13 protein-coding genes are annotated in these 18,874 nt (G+C 55.5%); 6 read left to right on the top strand and 7 right to left on the bottom strand.

All coding sequences use genetic code 11. From position 1 onward, the window contains the following. Positions 1 to 125 precede the first annotated feature (125 nt). The 5 genes from VNX88_06380 to VNX88_06360 all read right to left on the bottom strand — a co-directional run bounded on the left by VNX88_06380 (position 126) and on the right by VNX88_06360 (position 8,723). Positions 126 to 3,221, bottom strand: coding sequence for a CusA/CzcA family heavy metal efflux RND transporter (locus tag VNX88_06380; protein ID HWY68273.1), 3,096 nt, complete (start codon positions 3,219 to 3,221; stop codon positions 126 to 128). Beyond that, positions 3,221 to 4,279, bottom strand: a complete 1,059-nt coding sequence (locus VNX88_06375; protein ID HWY68272.1) for an efflux RND transporter periplasmic adaptor subunit — start codon at positions 4,277 to 4,279, stop codon at positions 3,221 to 3,223. The genes VNX88_06380 and VNX88_06375 overlap by 1 nt, the downstream gene beginning before the upstream one ends. A gap of 98 nt (positions 4,280 to 4,377) precedes the next feature. After that, positions 4,378 to 5,754, bottom strand: a complete 1,377-nt coding sequence (locus tag VNX88_06370) for a TolC family protein (GenBank protein ID HWY68271.1) — start codon at positions 5,752 to 5,754, stop codon at positions 4,378 to 4,380. 56 nt (positions 5,755 to 5,810) lie between these two features. Then, positions 5,811 to 6,218, bottom strand: a complete 408-nt coding sequence (locus VNX88_06365) for a hypothetical protein (GenBank protein HWY68270.1) — start codon at positions 6,216 to 6,218, stop codon at positions 5,811 to 5,813. Positions 6,219 to 6,269: 51 nt separating this feature from the next. Beyond that, the gene (locus VNX88_06360; protein ID HWY68269.1) at positions 6,270 to 8,723 is read right to left on the bottom strand and encodes a penicillin acylase family protein; all 2,454 of its coding nucleotides are present in this window, start codon (positions 8,721 to 8,723) and stop codon (positions 6,270 to 6,272) included. A gap of 174 nt (positions 8,724 to 8,897) precedes the next feature. Here VNX88_06360 and VNX88_06355 point away from each other — a divergent pair, with 174 nt between their 5' ends. Both VNX88_06355 and VNX88_06350 read left to right on the top strand, forming a co-directional pair. After that, complete coding sequence (locus tag VNX88_06355) at positions 8,898 to 9,395, top strand: Fur family transcriptional regulator (GenBank protein HWY68268.1); 498 nt, start codon at positions 8,898 to 8,900, stop codon at positions 9,393 to 9,395. Positions 9,396 to 9,529: 134 nt separating this feature from the next. Continuing rightward, positions 9,530 to 10,519: a DHH family phosphoesterase gene (locus VNX88_06350; GenBank protein HWY68267.1), complete on the top strand. Its 990-nt coding sequence runs from the start codon at positions 9,530 to 9,532 to the stop codon at positions 10,517 to 10,519. A gap of 288 nt (positions 10,520 to 10,807) precedes the next feature. On the opposite strand, the gene VNX88_06345 is transcribed toward VNX88_06350, so the two are convergent. Continuing rightward, on the bottom strand, positions 10,808 to 12,613 hold the full coding sequence (locus VNX88_06345; protein HWY68266.1) for a hypothetical protein: 1,806 nt from the start codon (positions 12,611 to 12,613) through the stop codon (positions 10,808 to 10,810). A 224-nt stretch (positions 12,614 to 12,837) separates the two neighbouring features. On the opposite strand from VNX88_06345, the gene fdhD reads away from it, so the two are divergent. After that, entirely contained in the window at positions 12,838 to 13,668 is an 831-nt protein-coding gene (gene fdhD, locus VNX88_06340) for a formate dehydrogenase accessory sulfurtransferase FdhD (GenBank protein HWY68265.1), read from the top strand. A 322-nt stretch (positions 13,669 to 13,990) separates the two neighbouring features. Here fdhD and VNX88_06335 read toward each other — a convergent pair whose 3' ends face one another. Continuing rightward, a complete protein-coding gene (locus VNX88_06335; protein ID HWY68264.1) occupies positions 13,991 to 15,436 on the bottom strand; it encodes a fibronectin type III domain-containing protein in 1,446 nt (481 codons plus the stop codon). A 149-nt stretch (positions 15,437 to 15,585) separates the two neighbouring features. Here VNX88_06335 and nth point away from each other — a divergent pair, with 149 nt between their 5' ends. The 3 genes from nth (at position 15,586) to VNX88_06320 (ending at position 18,870) form a co-directional block, all read left to right on the top strand. Continuing rightward, positions 15,586 to 16,311: an endonuclease III gene (gene nth, locus VNX88_06330; protein ID HWY68263.1), complete on the top strand. Its 726-nt coding sequence runs from the start codon at positions 15,586 to 15,588 to the stop codon at positions 16,309 to 16,311. A gap of 175 nt (positions 16,312 to 16,486) precedes the next feature. Further along, positions 16,487 to 18,454, top strand: a complete 1,968-nt coding sequence (locus VNX88_06325; protein ID HWY68262.1) for a S9 family peptidase — start codon at positions 16,487 to 16,489, stop codon at positions 18,452 to 18,454. Between the two features lie 269 nt (positions 18,455 to 18,723). Further along, positions 18,724 to 18,870, top strand: a complete 147-nt coding sequence (locus tag VNX88_06320) for a hypothetical protein (GenBank protein ID HWY68261.1) — start codon at positions 18,724 to 18,726, stop codon at positions 18,868 to 18,870. Positions 18,871 to 18,874 lie beyond the last annotated feature (4 nt).

The following is an 18,874-nucleotide window of genomic DNA, read 5'->3' as shown; positions in this document are numbered from 1 at the left end:
TTAGGCCAATACCTGAATGGTGCTTGGATTCCCTCGGTTGGAGACTGGATTCATGAAAGTAAGTAAAAACTTACTTTGATTGTGGTGCAAGGAAAGTGCCAATGCAAGCTTGCGGAAGCCACTTCTTAGACGCGCAGCTCTTCTGGTTCCGGGGTGGATGGCATTTGATCGCGTTGTGAGCCTCGCTGGCGCCTCGCAAACAACGGAAGGACGAACAGTACTGCGAGTAGCGTAGTGAGCATTCCACCAACCACGACGCGGGCAAGTGGTTGTTGTGCCTGGGCTCCGATTCCGGACGAGATCGCGGCAGGCAGCAATCCCAGACCGGCTGCCATGCAGGCCATGAGCACTGGTCGCATCTCTTCGCGGCAACCTTCCTCAAGCCCGCGCTCGTTGCCTGACTCGAGTTGTGCCCTGCGTACTCCAGCGAGAAACACCACCGCACCAAGAGTTGCGACTCCAATAAGCGAGGTAAATCCCACGGCGGCGGAGATGCTGAAAGAAGTGCGAGATAGCAGGAGTGACCATACTCCCCCGGTGACAGCGAAGGGAAGGATCGCCATTACGATGAGTGAGTCCTGCCAGGTGTGAAACTGAATGAAAAGTAAGACGAGGATGCAGGCCAGGCTGATGGGGACGATCAGACTGAGTCGCTTCTGCTCGCGGCGAAGGCTATCGAATTCTCCTGCCCATTCGTAGGAATAGCCCTGAGGCAGGGTTACCTCGTACTCGATGCGGCTTTGGAGTTCCTGAATGGTACCCGCGAGATCGCGACCACGCACGCTGAACTTCACGGGAATATAACGTTTGTCGTTTTCGCGATAAATCTGGAACGCACCCTGTTTCAGGTAGACGTCCGCAACCTGAGCAAGGGGAACTCGCGAGCCATCGGGCGCAGGCAGCAGGATATTTCGGATCGATTCAGGTGAGTCGCGATACTGAGGCAAGTAGCGCACTGTCATGTCGAAGCGGCGGTCGCCCTCGATGATTTGCGTTACCGGACTGCCTCCAATCGTCGCTTGCACAGCGGCATTTACGTCCGCGGGCAGGATGCCATAACGGGCTGCCTTACTCCGGTCCAGGGAGATGATGAGGTTGGGTTGGCCATTTACGTGGAACACGCCGACATCCTGCACTCCACGAACCTGCGCCATGATCTTCGCCAGTTGGTTCGCCTTTTGTGTGAGCGCATCAAAGTCGTCGCCGAACAGCTTGAGCGAGTTCTCACCCTTCACCCCTGACATTGCTTCTTCAACGTTATCTTGAATGTTTTGGGAGAAGTTGAAGTCAACGCCTGGATAGATCGCTAGCCGCTTCTCCATTTGCGCAATCAGGCTCGACTTGGACACTCCGTGCGGCCACTCGCCTAAAGGTTTGAGATCGGCAGAGATCTCAACGTTGTTGAAGCCGCTTACGTCAGTTCCATCATCGGGCCTTCCCACTTGAAAAATTATCTGTGTCACTTCAGGAAAACTGCGAATCTCAGCGCTGAAGCGTTGAGCGAGGTCGGAGGCTGCTTCCAGAGAAATATCCTGTGGAAGGGTTGCGCGAATCCACAAGTTACCTTCTTCCAATGCCGGCATGAACTCACCACCAACAAAAAAGAAGGCAATGAGTGATATCACCAGAAAGGCCGCCGCGACTACAAGTACTACACGAGCATGCCGCAGCGTCCACATCAGACATCGGTCGTAGCGTTCGCGTAACCAATTGCTGACGCGCGTCTCCCGATGCACCTGTTCGGGTCGCCGGCTGCCTTCGAACGACGCCAATACAGGAGCAAATAGTAGCGCGAAAATCAGTGCTCCCGTGAGAGCAAAGCCGTAGGTTACCGACATCGGCGAGAAAATCTTTCCCGGCACTCCTTGCATGGTGAACAGGGGGATGAACGCGACGAGAATAATGATGGTTGCGAACAGTACCGGGCGCGATGCCCGTGCCGTGGCGCGAGCGATCAGCTTGTTGGCGGATTCACCTTCCAGGCGCGCGCCTAACGTGCGGTAGATTCCCTCGAGGACCACAATGCAGGAATCGACGAGAATACCGAAATCAATCGCGCCTATCGAGATCAAATTTGCAGAGCGGCCTGTAAGTACCATCAAGCCGAATGCGGAAAGGATTGCGACCGGAATCGTTAACGCGGTAATCAGCGTTAGACGGATGTCCCCAAGCATGACCAGGAGGAGCACGATGACCAGGACCAGTCCGGTGAGCACGACGTGGCGCACTGTAGCCGTGGTTACATGAATCAGTCGCGTGCGGTCGTAGAGCCGCTTTATCTGCATGCCGGCTGGAAGCAGCCCGTGATTGAGCTGATCTATTTTTCGATTCAGTGCTCGCAGCGCAGGTAATGATTCCTCACCGCGCTGCAGTAATACGATCCCTTCCACGGCGTCGCTGTCCTTGTCTACTCCAACTCTTCCCAGCCGCTGCTGATAGCCCTCATGAACATTCGCGACGTCTCTCAGCAGTACCGGGGCGCCGTTGCGCTGAGTGATTACGATCTTCTGGATGTCATCAAGGTTGTGGAGTAGTCCGATGCCGCGAATGTTCAAGCTCTGGCTGCCGAGGGTCATATAGTTTCCGCCGGCATTTGCATTGCTTGAACTCACCGCTGTTACTACCTGGGGAAGCGTGACATTCATCGCAAGGAGCTTGTTGGGATCCACTTCTGCCTGATACTGCTTTGTCGTGCCGCCGAATGTGGTGATGTCGATCACGCCCGGCACCTGCTTCAGCTCGCGGCGGACTAGCCAATCTTGCGTAGCCTTCAAGTCGTTCAGACGGTACTTAAGGCCAGTGAGCTGATAACGGCTGATTTCACCGATCGGCGACCACGGAGAGAGTTGTGGCTGGACTCCATTCGGTAATGTGAGCGTCTGAAGCCGATCAAGAACTTCCTGGCGGTCGTAGAAGTAATCGCTCTTGAAATCGAAATAGAGCTTTACGTCGCTGAGTCCGAAGATGCTGATAGAGCGCACGTAGTCGAGGCGAGGCATTCCGTTGAGCACCGTCTCCAGCGGCACCGTGATTTGCTGCTCCATCTCTTCGGCTGACCAGGCGGGGTTCTGCGTGATGATCTCCACCAATGGCGGCGACGGATCCGGATACGCCTCAATATCTAGTTGTACAAATCCCCAGATACCCAGGGCGATCCACGCAGCCAGCCCGATCAGGACAAGAGTCCGATAACGCAGAAGAGCCAGGACGACACTCTGCATTAGCTTCCCGCTCCGGATTCACGCAGCAACTCCGCGCCAACCGTCACCACGATCTCGCCTGGTTGAAGACCGGAGGCGATCTCGGTTTTGTCCGAGTCGGAGTTGACTACTGTTACCGTCCGTTTCTCGTAGTTGCCCTCTGCTTTCTTCACCAGTACGAAACTTGCGTTGCCCTCGTGTAACACAGCTGTGGTGGGCACGGTCATGAGGCTTTGTTTGCGTCCGACCAAATGAATAGTCGCGAACATCTCGGGTTTTAGCTTGTGTGCTGCATTCGGCAAGACCACCCGGATTTTCAGCGAGCGCGTGGTTGGATCGATTACATCTGAGACATTGGAGATGGTGCCGCTGTACTTCGCGCCGGGCAGGGCAGCGAACGTGACTTCCGCCGGCATACCGCGGGACGCGAGCGCTACGTCTTTTTCGTACACATCTCCCACGATCCACACGGACCTCAGGTCTGCGATCGTGGCGATAGAAGCTGCGTTATCTAACGACTTCGCGAGTTCACCGTTGGCGCCGCCCATCTCAAGAACTACTCCACTGCGCGGGGAACGGACGGTTACCTGGTCTGAAATACTCCCCGTGTTCAGACCGAGCATGCGCAGCCGTTGCTCGGTACGCGCGAGGTCAGCCTTGGCTGATTCCGCTTGTGCTCTGATGTCTTCGTAATCCTTCTCGGACATCGCCTCATGCTGGAGCAACAACGCAGCGCGCTGTTCGGCCTGGTGTGAGCGCGCTGCTTCTATCCTGGACTTTTCGTAGTCTGAGCGAGCACTCGCAGCATCGCTGCTTTCAATGATCGCGATTGCCTGTCCCTGTCGCACCACATCGCCGGGACGCACGTTCAATGACAACAAACGTCCGCTCACAGGCGGAAACACGTGCACTAAGCGCTGTGGGTCAGCCTGTACCTTTGCTGGAATCGCGACTTCGTTTTGGACGAACTGCAGGCTGACGGTTGCAAAACGTAAGGGGTTTTGTTGTGGGTCCTCGGTCCGTGGCTTGGATTGGGTGTGGCAGCCGGACCAGCCAGCCAATGCAATTGCGACGGTCATTAGTCCGAAAAAACGACGTCCGACGGTGCTTGGGCGTGTCCCTGCAAGGGCACAAACGGATTGCGTTCTCGGCTTTCTGTTGATTGGTTCTTGATCTTTCATTGCAAATCTCTTCCGACAGCGGAGTCGAGCTGCCAGATGCTTAACTGGTAATTCGCCCGTGCCTGGTTGTAGGCGGCGGTTGCCTGCCGGACGGTGCGTTCGGCATCGAGAAGCTCCAGCAATGTGGCCGCCCCGTGTTGATAGCTGAAATCGACAATGTCGCGAACCTTCTGTATCTGCTTCAAGTTCTCGCCGCTATAAAGGGAGACCGACCGCCTCGCAGCTAAATATGACTGGTATGCCTTCTCAACATCGGTGTCCGCTTGCACTTCGAGTTGATGGAGTTGTGCTTCTGCAACAGCCCGCGTTGCCTGGGCTTGCTGAACACCCACTTTGCCGTTGTTGTAGAGAAACAACGGAATTTGCGTAACAATGCCCAGCGTGTCGTCATCGCCAACCCGTTGGTATTCGGTCGCCACATTGATGTCGCGTGATCGCTGCGCCTGTGCCAGACGAACGCCGTATTCTGCAGCCTGCAGGTTGTCTCTTGCGACCTTCAAATCCGGACGTTCTGCGCGCGCAACGTTTTTCAGTTGGTTGAGGCCATCGGAAACAGGCGCGTCAGAGAAGTCACCAACCACGATCAGTGGTGCGGACTCAAGCAGATCGCTTACAGGTTCCGTTGTCGAGACTGGCCGAGCGGGGGCCGGCAAGACGTCCTCACTTCGCCCGCTCAACACATTGAGAAGGTCTCGCGTGGCTTGCTCGTAAGCGCTTTGGGCGTCGATTACGGCTTGTTGGAATTGCAGTCGTCCGGCCTGCAGTCGATAGAGTTCGATTCCGGGCAGGTCCCCGGCTTTGACTCGCACAGAGGTAAGGTCTTCCGTCTTTGCGTATTGGGCATCTATCTCGGCGGCGATGCGCAGATTGTCACGCGCCAGCAAGGCATTGCCAAACGCCTGACGGAGAGCGAACCGCTGGTTGCGCAATGTGTCGTCAATTTGGGCCGACGCCACGCCAACCTGGGCGTCCGCCTGACGCATGCGCATCTCCCGCTTGCCGCCTCGCTCGAACAACTTGCTGAACTGCGCTGTGTAAACAGGATTGGCGCCTGCGTTTCCGTTGGTGGCAAAGAATCTCGGAACGCTGTCAGGAACTGGAGATTGAAAGGGAACTTGCTCCATTCCAAGTTGCAGCTGCGGATTGGGTTTGAAGCCCGCGATCCGACGCGCTGCCTCGCTCGCAGCAAGTTGAGAGCGGCTGGCGGAAAGAAGCAGGTTGCGCTGTGCCAGAAGCTGCTCGGCTTCAAACAGGCTCAGGTAGCGTGGAATGCCTGGTGCAGGCAAAGGTGGACTACTCGTCTGCTGACCATATGCGGACAGCGCGAGTACGAATAAGGCAAACTGAGAAAGTCGTAAGGCTGCAGGCCTCATGGCTCCGTCTCGAATAAGAGATGTTGCTGAACGTGTCTTACTTAAGGCGATGTGCTCTAGGCGAGCTGTGGGGGAGGGCGCTTCTCAATCGACGGCGACCAGAAGACCTCGTGCAGGCTCAGGCGAGCCGTGCGAACACAGTCTCTAGGTATTGCCCGGACCGTGGTCTGCAACGACAACAAGGGCACTGCCGGCAGAGTCGCGGCTAGATGGTAGATGCCGCGTAGTTCAGGAGCTTTGAGGACGTCTTGCAGGCGGCTGCTCTCTGCCAGTCCGGGGGATTGAGAGAGATCGTCGCTTATGGAAATTGCTGGAAAGAACAGCGCAAGGATGCAGACCACTACCATCGTCCCCCGCAACATCTCCGGGGCGGCGTTGGAATCTGAAGTCTTACGCCACGACACCCAAGCGAATAGCGCCACGGAGGCGGTGCCGACCCAGATGAGATTCAGCAGCAGTTCCATTGCGACTGTCTAAGCTTAAAACAAAATGGGCTTCCTGTGCAGCGCTAAGCGCTAGCGGTTCGGCTGCAGGGTGAGCCGATGCTCTGCGTTTTCGTTTACAGCGGCTTCACTAAACGGCAACTGATAAGTCGAGCCCCCGTACCATGCCGGGAACTGATCCTTGTAATGCGGGCTTAACAGATGCCCAGACTGGCCAATCACGATGTTCAGCGTTGATTGATCCAGATTCGAGAAATCCACGGTCAATCGTTCTGAAGGACCAAAATCGGTTCCTACTTGCTTCACCGTGCTGCCACTGCCGGATTGAAGGTGGGACCCCGTGCCGCTGAATCGGCTTAGCCCGGGAATGGATCCAAATAAGGGATGTTGCACTTCGACCGGGAGTTGATGTCCCCACTGCCACGTCTTCAAATCTTTAGGCGCTTTGTCAGAATCAACAGTCTTTTGCACCGCGGCCACGAGCACATCGTCATACGACGCATAACTCTGTGGCAGCCAGCGCGGCAGTTTGTGGGTGATGATGGTTTCAAGCGCCGGCCCAGATAAGCCCCAGTCGTAGTTGGCGAAGTCCTCGCCCATTTTGGGAGTGAGCAGCACCCTCATCAGATTGCGCCGGCTCCAGTATGCGATCGTGGCTGCCGCACTGTTCTTCTCCATGCGTCCATCCCAGCCGCGCATGATTTCTGCTGCCTGATGCACGCGCTGCGAGGCATTCTTCGAATGGTCGACGGCATACACAAACCGGTCCGAGAAGAAACGCTCAAGTTCCGAAGTGATATCGGTCTGGATCGCCTGCATGTCTGCCGGCTTGAACTTCTGGCCTTGCTCCAGGAGATGAAAAATGCGAGAGGTGCGATAAGGCGACCACCAGACATTCGCCAGCAAACGTGGATACCCGTCAGGCGTAATGCGCCCATTGGCGGTCGCCAGTATGCCGGATGGCGGATCGTACACGCTCGGAAGCTGGTCGAAGGGTACGTATCCCGTCCAATCATGGGCTGCATCGGCTCCGGACTGTGGCAACATACCGTCCCCCGACGCGCGCACCGGAATTTTGCCGGTGCCCTGATATCCGATATGTCCATCGATATCGGCGTAAACCACGTTTTGTGAAGGCCCGCCAAACTTCGAGAACGCGCTTCGGAATTCGGACCAGTTTCGCGCCGAGTTAATTTCCAAAAAGGGAATTCCCAGCGTGCTGGAGTCATAGATAGTCCACTGAAGCGCGAGCTGTCGAGTCTCGTCCTTCAGGATAGGCGTGATTACCGGACCATGCCGCGTCACGACAACGTCAAAGATTTCATCCGGTCTTCCCTTAACGTGAATCACTTCATGCGTCTTCTCCGGAGCTTGCCAGCCATTCGGCGAAGCCACTTCTCCGGCAGAGTTGAATTGTTCAACAAAAAGGTCTTGTACATCGGGTCCGAGGTTGGTAAATCCCCATGCGATGCGTCGATTGTGCCCCACAATAACGAACGGCAGACCCGGCAGGGTAACACCGGCGACGTCATAGTCCTGACCATCGCCTTTGGTCAAATGAGCCTCATACCAGATATCCGGAATGGAGTGCTCGATGTGCATGTCGTTTGAGAGCAGAGGCTTTCCGCTTGCGGTGTGCGCGCCAGATACCACCCAGTTGTTCGATCCCGGAACGCACATTTCGCAGGTAGGTGGATCGAATGCGGACATCAATGAGGAGGTTTTTGTCGGGGAACCCTCGTTCCCTTCCTCGTCCTCTTCCGAATCGGGATTTCGCCTGGCTGGTGGCTGCTCGTCAATCGCTGGATTCGCCTGTTTTGCCGGCGGCAGGTCGCGCCAGGAGGTAGCGGGATAGAGATCAGCGACTTCTTGAGGGTTGAGGTGACGCACAACTTTCTCCCGCTTAAGCTCGAGGTCGTACTGCGTATTCAGCATCTGATCCATATTGGCGCCGATCAAGAGTGAATCTTCGAGCCGCCATGGAGCAGGTGAGTAGCGCAGAATTTTGAATTCCAGCGGCAGGTGGTCTCGCGTGCGCTCGATAAATGCATTCACTCCCTGCGCGTACATTTCGAGGAAGTGACGTTGTTGCGGGTCGAGCTTACTCACAGCTCTTTCGCAGGCCGCGCGGATTTGAAGGTATCGTTGCTGGCGATCGTGTCTCAGCAGGCCCGGGCCAAGAAGTTCGGCAAGGTTTCCCGCAGCGTAGCGGCGGGAGATGTCCATTTGCCACAGACGATCTTGGGCTGTAACAAAGCCTTGAGCGAAGAAGAGATCATCATAAGTTGCTGCCCGGATATGCGGTACGCCAAGCTTGTCGCGTACTACTGAAACTGGACTCGAGACCCCGCTCAATGCAATTGCTCCGTCCACTTGGGGAAGTTCACGACGTCCTACGGAGTAAACCCAGATTGCAAGTGCCAATATCGCGAGCACCAGAAGAGTCCCGGCGGCAATGAGCGAACGCAGAAGGATGCTCCGTGTCTTCGTCTTCTTCCTGGGCGGTGCGAGCGTCGTGGTTGCCATTTGTTTCGATTCTAGACGAACAATTTCACCACGGAGACACGGGGTACACGGAGAAACATCGGTTGAGAACGGGAAAATTCATCCCCTGTTAACCGCCTCCGTGTACTCCATGCCTCCACGGCGAAAATCACGCTTAATGTTATGCTGAAATGAGGCATACGCCTGTCGATTCGGATGCTTCAAAAGCGCATTGATGACCAAATATCGATTTCGCGCGAGTCTCTGCGCGAAGCCCAGGACCGGTTTCATCAGCACTTGAAACGAGTTGGTCTGAAGCAGACGGAGCAGCGCGATACCATCCTGCTCACCTTCCTCGAAACTCATGAGCATCTCTCGACTGAGCAGCTTCACCAACTCGTCCGCAAGCGCGATCCACGCATAGGATTTACGACCGTTTACCGCACACTCAAGCTATTGGCGGAATGTGGGCTTGCCAGTGAAGTCGCGTTTCACGATGGCATCGCCCGCTACGAGCACCAGCACAACCGTCGCAGCCACCACCATATGGTCTGTACCGATTGCGGAGGCTCTGTCGAGTTCTTCTCTCCGGAGGTCGATCGGCTAGAGCAGGAGATTGGCCGTAAGCATCATTACGAAACCACGCGTCATACATTCCAAATTTATGGCGTGTGTGAGGACTGTCGCAAGAAGACCGGTCGCCGCATCGTCTAGCGCGAATCGAACTCTGCTTGAATCCCCGCTGTTTGCATGGCAAGATGATTAGCTTTCTCCTCTAAGGCCCGGACTCTGCGGTTCATGGTGGAGAGCGAGAGACAGAAGCCAGCAATTTACTGCCAGGAGCCAGATTGAAGGTCCGGGTTTTTTTTCATGACAAGTGTTTCGACGGCACGGCATCTGCCGCGTTGTTTTCCCGCTTTTACTCGGAGCGGATTCGCGACAACGCGACCTTCGACTATGTCGGCCTTCTCCATCGTGCGGGATCGCTCTTCGATGAGGCGGCTTTCACCGGCGACGAAAACGTAATTGTCGACTTCAAGTATTCAGCCTCGCCCAAGATCACTTGGTGGTTCGACCATCATCAGAGTGCCTTCCTTACTCCAGACGATCACGAGCACTTTCTGCATAGTGAGAGTAATAAGAAGTTTTACGATCCAGACTTTAGGTCCTGCACGAAGTTCCTGGCTACCATTGCCGAGAATCGTTTTGGATTCAATCCCGCCCCGGTTGCGGAACTAATTGAGTGGGCCGACATCGTCGACGGCGCGCAATACAAGGACGCAAAGACCGCGGTTGAAATGAAGGAACCGGCCATGAAGCTCACCATGGTTGTGGAGTCGACTCAAGATAACAACTTCACACCGAGGCTGATTCCCTTGCTAGCTTACAAGTCGCTAGCTGACATCATTGAAGATCCTTTGGTAGCGCCGCTAATTCCTCCGCTACTCGAGCGGCACGAACACTCCGTCGAGATTATGAAGCAGCGTTCAGAGAGCAAGCACGGGACGATCTTCTTCGACGTAATGGATTACGATCTCGAAGGCTACAACAAGTTTGTGCCCTACTATCTGCATCCGGATTCCACCTATAGCGTCGGCCTCAGCAAGAGTTCATTTCGCACCAAGGTGTCAGTCGGCTCCAATCCGTGGACGAACATGCGTCCGCAGGACATGCTGAATCTCGCCGTGATCTGCGAACGATATGGTGGTGGAGGTCATGCTCGCGTGGGAGCAATTTCCTTTGAGCCGAATCAGGAAGATCAAGCCCGGGAGGCTGCTCGCGAGATTGTGGACGAGCTGCGCGCCAGCGTAGCGAGAGTTGAACAGCTAAGTCGCTAAACCATTTTTCACCACGGAGACACGGGGGACACGGAGGAAAACCCTCGTGTTCTATCCAGCAGCCCAGCCAAGAACAGCGAGAATAACAGGGGAGTTTTCGAAATCGATCTCGAAGTCATCGAATTCTGCCCAAAATCTCCAAATTTCGCTTCAAGGCAGGGAAATAACAGGGAGTTCTGTGGATTTCTCTGTAAGTCACCATCAACAGACGGCTTAGTGCTGTTTAGCGCGAGATTCAAAAAAATAACAGGGAATTACCAGGGAACGTTTGCGTCTGTGGCCCTCGAATTATCTTCCTGGGGTGATTTGGGCGATGAAGGTTCCCCAATTCGCCAGCAGCGTTCTGGGACCTGACGGAATGTATTCCGAAGCGACCCAGATGGAGCCCCGTTCGTCGACAGTTGCGGCCGAGTAGTCGCCGGTTCGCCCTGAGCCGCCACCGCCAAAATATTTGTATCCGCTGAAGCCATCATTTGGCGCGGCGCCGGCGGCGACAATTTGTATATTTCCGACGCCATTCTGCGTGAGGGCGGCGAATGCGGTGCTTGGATAGTACTCAGTGCCACTCAAGGTAAACGCAATCGCGCCTTCACCGTTCGGTCGAACTGCAATTGCAGGGTAGAAGAGATCGGCGTTGGCGATAGCCACGTATCCCTGCTTTACGATGTCGACTCGAATCGTGCCACCGGCTGAGACGGAAGGACGCAGAACGAAATAGGCGATGCCTGCGTGTGGACTCGGATCGTCGCCAATCGCGACCATCGTCGTTAGCGCCGACCAGAGTTTGCCGTCGGCAAACACGGCTTGTTGCATGCGCTGATCGTTGGTCGCGATGTATTCAGTTTTCTCCGAGAGCAAGCTTCCGAGTCGTGTCTCTCCCGCTTTCTGAGGCGCATCAGGCGGCACGCCGAAGGGCTGGGTTCCGACGATTGCAGACTTCAGCTTGAGCGCAGGCACCTCGTTGGCTAGTGAAGCGGTGTTGCTGATTGCCCAAACTGCGATACGCCGGTCGAGCATATTCCGAATATCCGCGACGCTCGTGAAGTACTCGACACGATTCGCCGAATCGTCGGGCGTGAACGAAGAATGCATCGAGGGCTGCAGGCTGAAGGCAAATCCGCCAGCCAGTTTCGGATCATTCCAGTGCACGACTGCGGGCATTGCCCCGCCCGCAAGAAGCTGTTTGGAAAGAGCGTAAAGCTGAACGCCGGCAAAACCTTCATGCAGACTGAATGCATTCGTGCTGATGAAGAGACCATGAGCATCGGCGCCAATCAACGGCTGATCTCCGAAACATGGACAGCCTTCCGCGCCATGGGTGGTCGTATCGAGGCTGTAGATCCTCCATGGTTGGGTTGGATCATTCGTCTCAGAAACCGCGATCAGTAGACGGGTAGGAGCAGTAAAGTCCCCAGTCTGCGGATTCGTTGCAATGGCCACTACGCTCACAAACCAGCGCTGCAATTGCGCGTCGTAGTAAACGCGTGGGTCGCTTGTGAAATCGCCGTAAGTCTCGGACGATCGTGCGATCTCCGGCTTCAAGTGGAAAAACTGATTCAGCGCCGTTGGCCCCTGGCGAAGCGCTCCCGTATGGGCGTCGTAAATTGCCAGGGCCGCGTTAACGCTCTCAAGTGCGAAGCCGTTGCCGACGGCCAGGCCAGGATCGGGCGGCTCGGTGCTGAACTGGGAATTTGCGTACGCTCCTGTGCCTGCAAATCGCTGGTCGCGATGAGTGAGCCCGTTGAAAGCGAGGGAGAAATTTGCCTGAGTCTGCGAAACTGACTGTGGAACGGCAATCATGGGGACTGACGCAGAGCCTGGTCCCTTGCTCACCCCCGCCAGATCAGCGTCGGCATCCGGATGTGGACTAACTCGAAGATCGTCCGACGGGATTCCCGTAGCCGGTATGGAATCGAGTCGCGACGAGCCAACAAACTGCAGCGTTTCCCGCGTCTGGGCGGTTAGCGTGGCTGCCAGCCCCAGAATCAAGAAGACGCAGATCAGTAGGCTTCCCGGCCGGAGGGACAGCTGGGCAATGCCCCTTTTCACCACGGAGTTACAGAGCACATAGAGGCTGCGGATAGTTTGTGTCACAAAGCCTTTCCCATTCTCCTTTCCTCCGTGTTCTCTGTGTCTCCGTGGTGAAATAAAGCGTTAGGTCTGCAAGACCGGGCGGGGGGAAGCACTGCTGTCCTTGGAATCGTATTGTGAGTCACAGGATGGCGCAAGGTTACCGAATAGAGCTCTAGCAGGCTATAGTTCCAAGGAACCAGGTCGCTACCCCCGCTGCTGTCCTCGCCTCCCATATCATGGAGATCGTGCCCAAACCCAACTCTTCTGATGGTTCCCGCAGCATTGCCCTGACCTCTGTCGAGCAGTGGCAGGAGGGAGCGGTCACGCGGGTGCAGGACTATCTCGCGGTCGAAGAACCGCTCGAGATTCGCCTCGGCGATGTCGCCTTGAGCGTCACCATGCGAACACCTGGTCATGATCGGGAATTGGTGGCGGGATTTCTGGTCACAGAAGGCATTATCTCCGGCCGGGACGAATTGAAGAAACTCGAGGCTGCTGAAGGTGTAAGCGCCGGTAACACGATGAGCGTGGAACTTACAACGGCAGGGGAGTCTCTCTCCGCGCAATCGCAGCGAAGCTTTATGGCCACGTCCAGTTGTGGAATATGCGGAAAGGCAACCATCGACTCTATTCGCTCCCGTGGCATCAAAGCACCAAATCGGGAATTAAGGCTCAACGCACAGATTCTCTGTGCCTTGCCGGATAAACTCCGACAACACCAGGCGGTCTTCGGGCGGACCGGCGGATTGCACGCCGCTGCCGCATTTAACACTGCCGGAGAACTTCTAGTGATTCGGGAAGATATTGGCCGGCACAATGCAGTAGACAAAGTGATTGGCTGGGCCTTGCTGAACGATCGTCTGCCGCTCTCCGATGTCGCGCTCATGGTCAGCGGACGCGGCGGATTTGAGATCGTGCAGAAAGCGCTCGTAGCTGGGATTCCTGTTCTCGCATCAGTGTCGGCTCCATCGAGTCTTGCGGTTCAGCTCGCCAGGGAGTTCAGCATGACGTTAGTAGGATTCTTGCGCGGACAGCGCTTCGTTATTTACTCCGGAGAGCGGAGGATCGGGGGATAGGGAACAGGGGATAGAGGATAGGAACAGACGATCGCGGGTAGCGAACGCGTCCCGATTTCTCACATGATTGGTGGAATCTTAGATTTGTCATCCTGAGGCCCGATGTTGGCCGAAGGATCTCCCGGAATATTTCGGATTTCATTGGCGCCTCCCGGCTCTTCGGCGAGAATTCTCATGTAAGAGCCTCGAAAGTGCAATTAAGGCTGACACATCTCGGGAGATCCTTCGGGCAAAACCGGCCTCAGGATGACAGGTTTTAATTAATGTGAACTTCATTGCAGGACTCTTCAGAAACCTGCAATGCTCTCGTTCCTATAAAGTTTTATTGTCTTAGTTGTTCTCTCTTGCCCAGGTTCACGGCTTGGTCAAGCCGGATTCTCACTCCGGTATTCTCTGGAAGTTCTACATCTTTTCCCTTGGTCGCAAGGATGTAGCCGCCACCAGCAATTGCTCCGATAGCGAGACCCTTTAATGGACCGCCGAAGATCAGCCCGGCGATGGTTCCAATCCCTGCACCTACTCCTATGCCTTTTGCCGCGGTAGATGCTTTCGTGCCTGATTCGACCTCACCTTCTGGGTTCACGGAGCCGTTACCGCCACTCTGATTCACAGATAGGAGTGTTGCCGAAATGGGAATCTGCGTGCCGTTCGGCAGGGCGATGCTGTGAAAGCGGAGATTGAGCTTGCCGCGACCGCGTAAGGTGGGGAGCGTTTTGCCTTCTTCCGATTCCGTGACTTGACCATTGATGCGCGCGCCCGTGGGAATCACTACACGATCATCGATGTCGCGCACCGGCTGGGTTACGACGGCCGTGAAGCGATCTCCGACCTGGGATGTCTTGGTGGAGAGCGCCGTCTGCAGGCTGGCATCGATCTCAGTTCCCGAGGGCAGTTCATTGCTGTGACCAGCTGAGCGCTCACGGCGCGTGAGTTGCGGACCACTCGAGGAACTACTGCTTGCGGACTCAGCCAGCGGCTTTTGGTCGTACACAGGCTGAGTTCCGGTGTTTACCGTAGTGAAGCTCGCAATCGGCTGAGTCGAGGGTTCGTCGAACTGGAAGTAGTAACGGGTGTTTGGCTTCAGGTTCGACAGATGCACACGGTGTTCAGTGGCATCTTTGAAGTCGCCGCCGGTGTAGAGCAGATTGCTGCGATCAGTTCCGTAGTAGATGGTGTTGCTGGCCGGCACGTTTGTTGCCCAAGAGATCACCGCCGTTGTGTCATCGAGGTATTGGATAGCCGGATCGCGCGTCAGGCTGATAGCGCCGAAGTTCGCCGTCTTGGCGGTGCCGTTGTTCCCAGTGTTGGAAGCGTTTTGCACAGCGCCCTTAAACGGTTGCTGGTTGCGAATTGGATCGCCTCCCAGCGCAGCGGTCTGGAATCCGTTCAGGCTATCGGTCGAAGCTGCCGCAGCCGTTCCTTGTCCGGCATCGATACGAAAGTAATAGGTCGTGCTCGCTTGCAGGTTTCGCAGGTTGATTTGGTGGCGCAAGCTTTGCGATCTGACGTCTTCGGAGATTTGATTCAGGTTGCCTGCATCCTTGCCGTAGAAGACACGACTGATGGATGGCTGGTCGGTAGTCCAGGTGATCACTGCGAATTGATCATCGGCGTATTGGATCGTTGGACCCTGAGTAATGTTGACTTTGGCAGCGGCCTGCTGCGCATTGCTGTTGTCATCGTAAGATCGTTGCGCCATCGCGCCAGAAACCATCAACAAAATCAGCGAAAGCGAAAAGCCGAAGCGCTTTACATCTGCAAAACTCATAGACAACCCTCTCCTCCTGGACGAATGGCATTCAACACTACATTTTGACGCAGCGCTCGCGTTGATGTAATGCACCGCACCACACAAGGCACTCAGCTAAAATCATTTTCTTCATGCCCGCAAAAACAGCGCCCGCGCAAGAGGCAGCCGTGCCTTCGACAAACAGAGCCGCCAAGTCTCCGAAGACTTCCGCCAAATACAACCCAACTTCTCCGGAGAGGGTGCGGGAAATTTTGCAGCGGCTGGCCGAGATGTATCCGAATGCCAAATGCGCTCTCCACCATTCCAATGCATGGGAGCTGCTGGTTGCAACCATTCTTTCGGCGCAGTGTACGGACGTTCGCGTGAACATGGTGACCCCGATCCTGTTCAAGAAGTACCCGACGATCAAGGACTTCGCCGCTCTCAAGCCGGAACAACTCGAACCGGACATTCGTTCGACGGGCTTCTTTCGTAATAAGTCGAAATCCGTAGTCGGGGCAGCCCAGAAGATTGTTAAGGAATTTGGCGGCCAAGTTCCTGATGAGATGGAGAAGCTTCTCACCGTGCCTGGCGCAGCCCGCAAGACTGCGAACGTAGTTCTTGGATCATGGTTTGGTAAAGCCGAAGGCGTGGTGGTGGACACGCACGTTCACCGCATCTCCCGGCGCCTCGAATTGACGAAGTCCGACGATCCTCGCAACATCGAGCAGGATCTAATGAAAGTGATCCCGCGAGATCAGTGGATCGACTTTTCGCACCGTGTGATCTGGCACGGCCGTGCGCTCTGCATCGCGCGCAAGCCGAAGTGTGTCGATTGCAAGCTGGAGAACATCTGCCACGCAGCCGACAAGACCTGGTCGACGGTGGAGATTCACAAAAACGCGAAACCGTAGTTCACCACGGAGACACGGAGGCACGGAGAACAGCTCAACTCAACCACAAAGGGCACGAAGTATCACGAAGGAAATCGAGGGGTCAGGTCTGGCCCCTTCATGTTTCTTTGTGTCCTTTGTGGTTTCATCCGGCCGTCCTCCGTGCCTCCGTGACTCCGTGGTAAATTCAACCCCAATGCTCAAGCTTCTCTCGTTCGCTACGGTATTTCTCTGTTCATCGTCTCTACTCGCGCAGTCTGTATCTCCGTCGGCGCAAGCTATCTCAGATCCAAAGCAGATCACGAGCAAAGTCTTGAAGCGCGAAGTGCGGCCGCTCTCGATCGAGAAGCTGTATACCACGCGAAACATCGGCGCCACGAGCTGGTCGCCTGACGACAAAACGGTCGCGTTCATTACTAACATTTCCGGGCGGAACAATATCTGGCTGATTCCATCGGATGGTGGCTGGCCTTCCCAACTCACGATCAGCGATCAGCGGCAGATCGATCCGGTGTGGTCGCCGAATGGTAAATGGATCGCCTTCGGCTCCGATCATGATGGCGACGAACAATGGGACCTTTTCATTGTCTCGCCGCTCACTGGAGAAGTCGTCAACCTTACGAACACTCCCGATGTGGCCGAAGAAGGCGCAGCCTGGTCGCCTGATTCGCGCTATATCGCTTACATGTCCAAGCCGAGGAGTTCGTCCACGTTTGAGATCAACATCATGGACGTGCTCACGAAGCGCTATCGGCCGCTCACAAAGAACACGCCCAAGGAACTCGGAAACTTCGGCCCGCTTTGGTCTCGAGACGGCAAGTGGATCGCGTACACGCAGGGACACGCAACCGGCAAAGATTCCAACATTTTTGTCGCCGACGCCAACACCGGCAAAGCTACGCGTCTTACTCCGCATAGCGATGAGCACACGTACGAGGCGACTGCGTTCTCTCCAGACGGCAAATATCTGTTGATAACCTCGAATACGACCGGATATGAGAACGCCGGATTGCTTGAAATTGCCACCAAGAAAATCGAGTGGCTTACGAATGAAAAATGGGAGGTCGCTTCAGGTTCGTTCTCGCCGGAGGGGCGTCAAGTTACATGGACGGCGAATGTCGACGGGAACACGGAGATATTTGTTTATGACATTTCCAGCAAACAGACCAGCTCTCTACCTTTGCCGAAAGGCGTCAACGGATTGGCCGGTGGAGTAAGAGCGTTCTCGTCAGACGGGCGACGGTTGCTTTATTACCATAACGGTCCAGCGTCACCTAACGATGTGTGGAGTTACGACTTCCCCACAAAGGAGTCGAAGCAACTCACGCATTCACTGCTGGCCGGTCTTAGCGTGGATGACATGGTCGAACCGTTTCTCGTTCATTACCCGAGTCGAGACGGCAAGTGGCAGATTTCGGCTCTTGTCTACGTACCGCACAATGCCCCGCGCGATCAGACTCATCCGGCGATTGTGTATGTGCATGGCGGCCCTACTTCCCAGACGGTAAACAGCTTCAACCGCATCGTGCAATATCTCGCCAATCAGGGATATCTGTTGATTGCGCCCAACTACCGCGGATCGACAGGCTACGGGAAAGAGTTCATGGATGCCAACCGTTTCGACATGGGTGGCGGAGATCTTCAGGATGTGTTGGCCGCAGCAGACTGGGTGAAGCAAACTGGCTACGTCGATCCCAAGAAGATGGTCATCATGGGAGGCAGCTACGGCGGATACATGTCAATGATGGCTCTCACAAAGTCGCCCGAGACATGGGCTGCGGGCGTTCCGATTGTTCCGTTCGTAAACTGGTTTACCGAAGTGCAGAACGAAGATCCGTTGCTGCGCGAATACGACTTGGCGACCATGGGCGATCCGGTAAAGAACAAAGCGCTATGGGAAGATCGCAGCCCGATCAACTTCGTCGACCGCGTGAAAGCCCCGGTTCTGTTGCTCGCCGGTGGAAACGATCCACGGTGTCCCAAATCGGAAGCCCAGCAGGTGGCGGATGTGATCAAGAAGCGCGGAGGGATTGTGGAGTTCAAGGTTTACGAGAATGAAGGCCATGGTTTCGCGCGCGTGGAGAACCAGATTGATGCATACACTCGCGTTGCCGAGTTCTTGAAGAAGTATGTGCCAGCTCCGCCTTGCGGGTGCACGCTGTAAAAACCCGAAGCTGAACACGGAGGGCGCGGAGGGAAAGAAGGAAACGTCAAAAACTAGAACACGGATTGAACGGATCAAACGGATCAGACGGATGGAAAAAGAATTTTGTGATTTCGTGATTTGGCGATTCCGCGAATTGGAATCATGTAATCCCGACTGCGCAACGACAAATCGAACCATTTGAGTGTATCCGTCCGATCCGTTTGATCCGTTCAATCCGTGTTCCAGCAGTTGATTTCCTCAGCGTCCTCAGTGTCCTCCGTGTTCAAATGTTTCTAACCGAAATGGTCGAGACCGCAGCACCCACCACCATTCCAGAGGCCCTCACGAAGGCCGTCACCCAGAACGGAGCTACTCTGGCCGCCCTGAGCGACGGGAGCCCTGTCCTGCTCGTCTTTTTACGTCACTTTGGCTGACCTT

The organism is Terriglobales bacterium (assembly GCA_035567895.1).
Classification (GTDB): domain Bacteria; phylum Acidobacteriota; class Terriglobia; order Terriglobales; family Acidobacteriaceae; genus Gp1-AA112.
The sequence above is the reverse complement of the archived record's forward strand: the minus strand, read 5'-3'. Positions and strand labels throughout refer to the sequence as shown.

Excerpts from the sequence above, each read along its gene's own strand:
- VNX88_06335 (HWY68264.1), bottom strand. The coding sequence starts at position 15,436 with ATGAGTTTTGCAGATGTAAAGCGCTTCGGCTTTTCGCTTTCGCTGATT.
- VNX88_06355 (HWY68268.1), top strand. The coding sequence starts at position 8,898 with ATGCTTCAAAAGCGCATTGATGACCAAATATCGATTTCGCGCGAGTCT.
- VNX88_06325 (HWY68262.1), top strand. The coding sequence starts at position 16,487 with ATGCTCAAGCTTCTCTCGTTCGCTACGGTATTTCTCTGTTCATCGTCT.
- VNX88_06320 (HWY68261.1), top strand. The coding sequence starts at position 18,724 with ATGTTTCTAACCGAAATGGTCGAGACCGCAGCACCCACCACCATTCCA.
- VNX88_06365 (HWY68270.1), bottom strand. The coding sequence starts at position 6,218 with ATGGAACTGCTGCTGAATCTCATCTGGGTCGGCACCGCCTCCGTGGCG.
- VNX88_06360 (HWY68269.1), bottom strand. The coding sequence starts at position 8,723 with ATGGCAACCACGACGCTCGCACCGCCCAGGAAGAAGACGAAGACACGG.
- VNX88_06375 (HWY68272.1), bottom strand. The coding sequence starts at position 4,279 with ATGACCGTCGCAATTGCATTGGCTGGCTGGTCCGGCTGCCACACCCAA.
- VNX88_06380 (HWY68273.1), bottom strand. The coding sequence starts at position 3,221 with ATGCAGAGTGTCGTCCTGGCTCTTCTGCGTTATCGGACTCTTGTCCTG.
- VNX88_06370 (HWY68271.1), bottom strand. The coding sequence starts at position 5,754 with ATGAGGCCTGCAGCCTTACGACTTTCTCAGTTTGCCTTATTCGTACTC.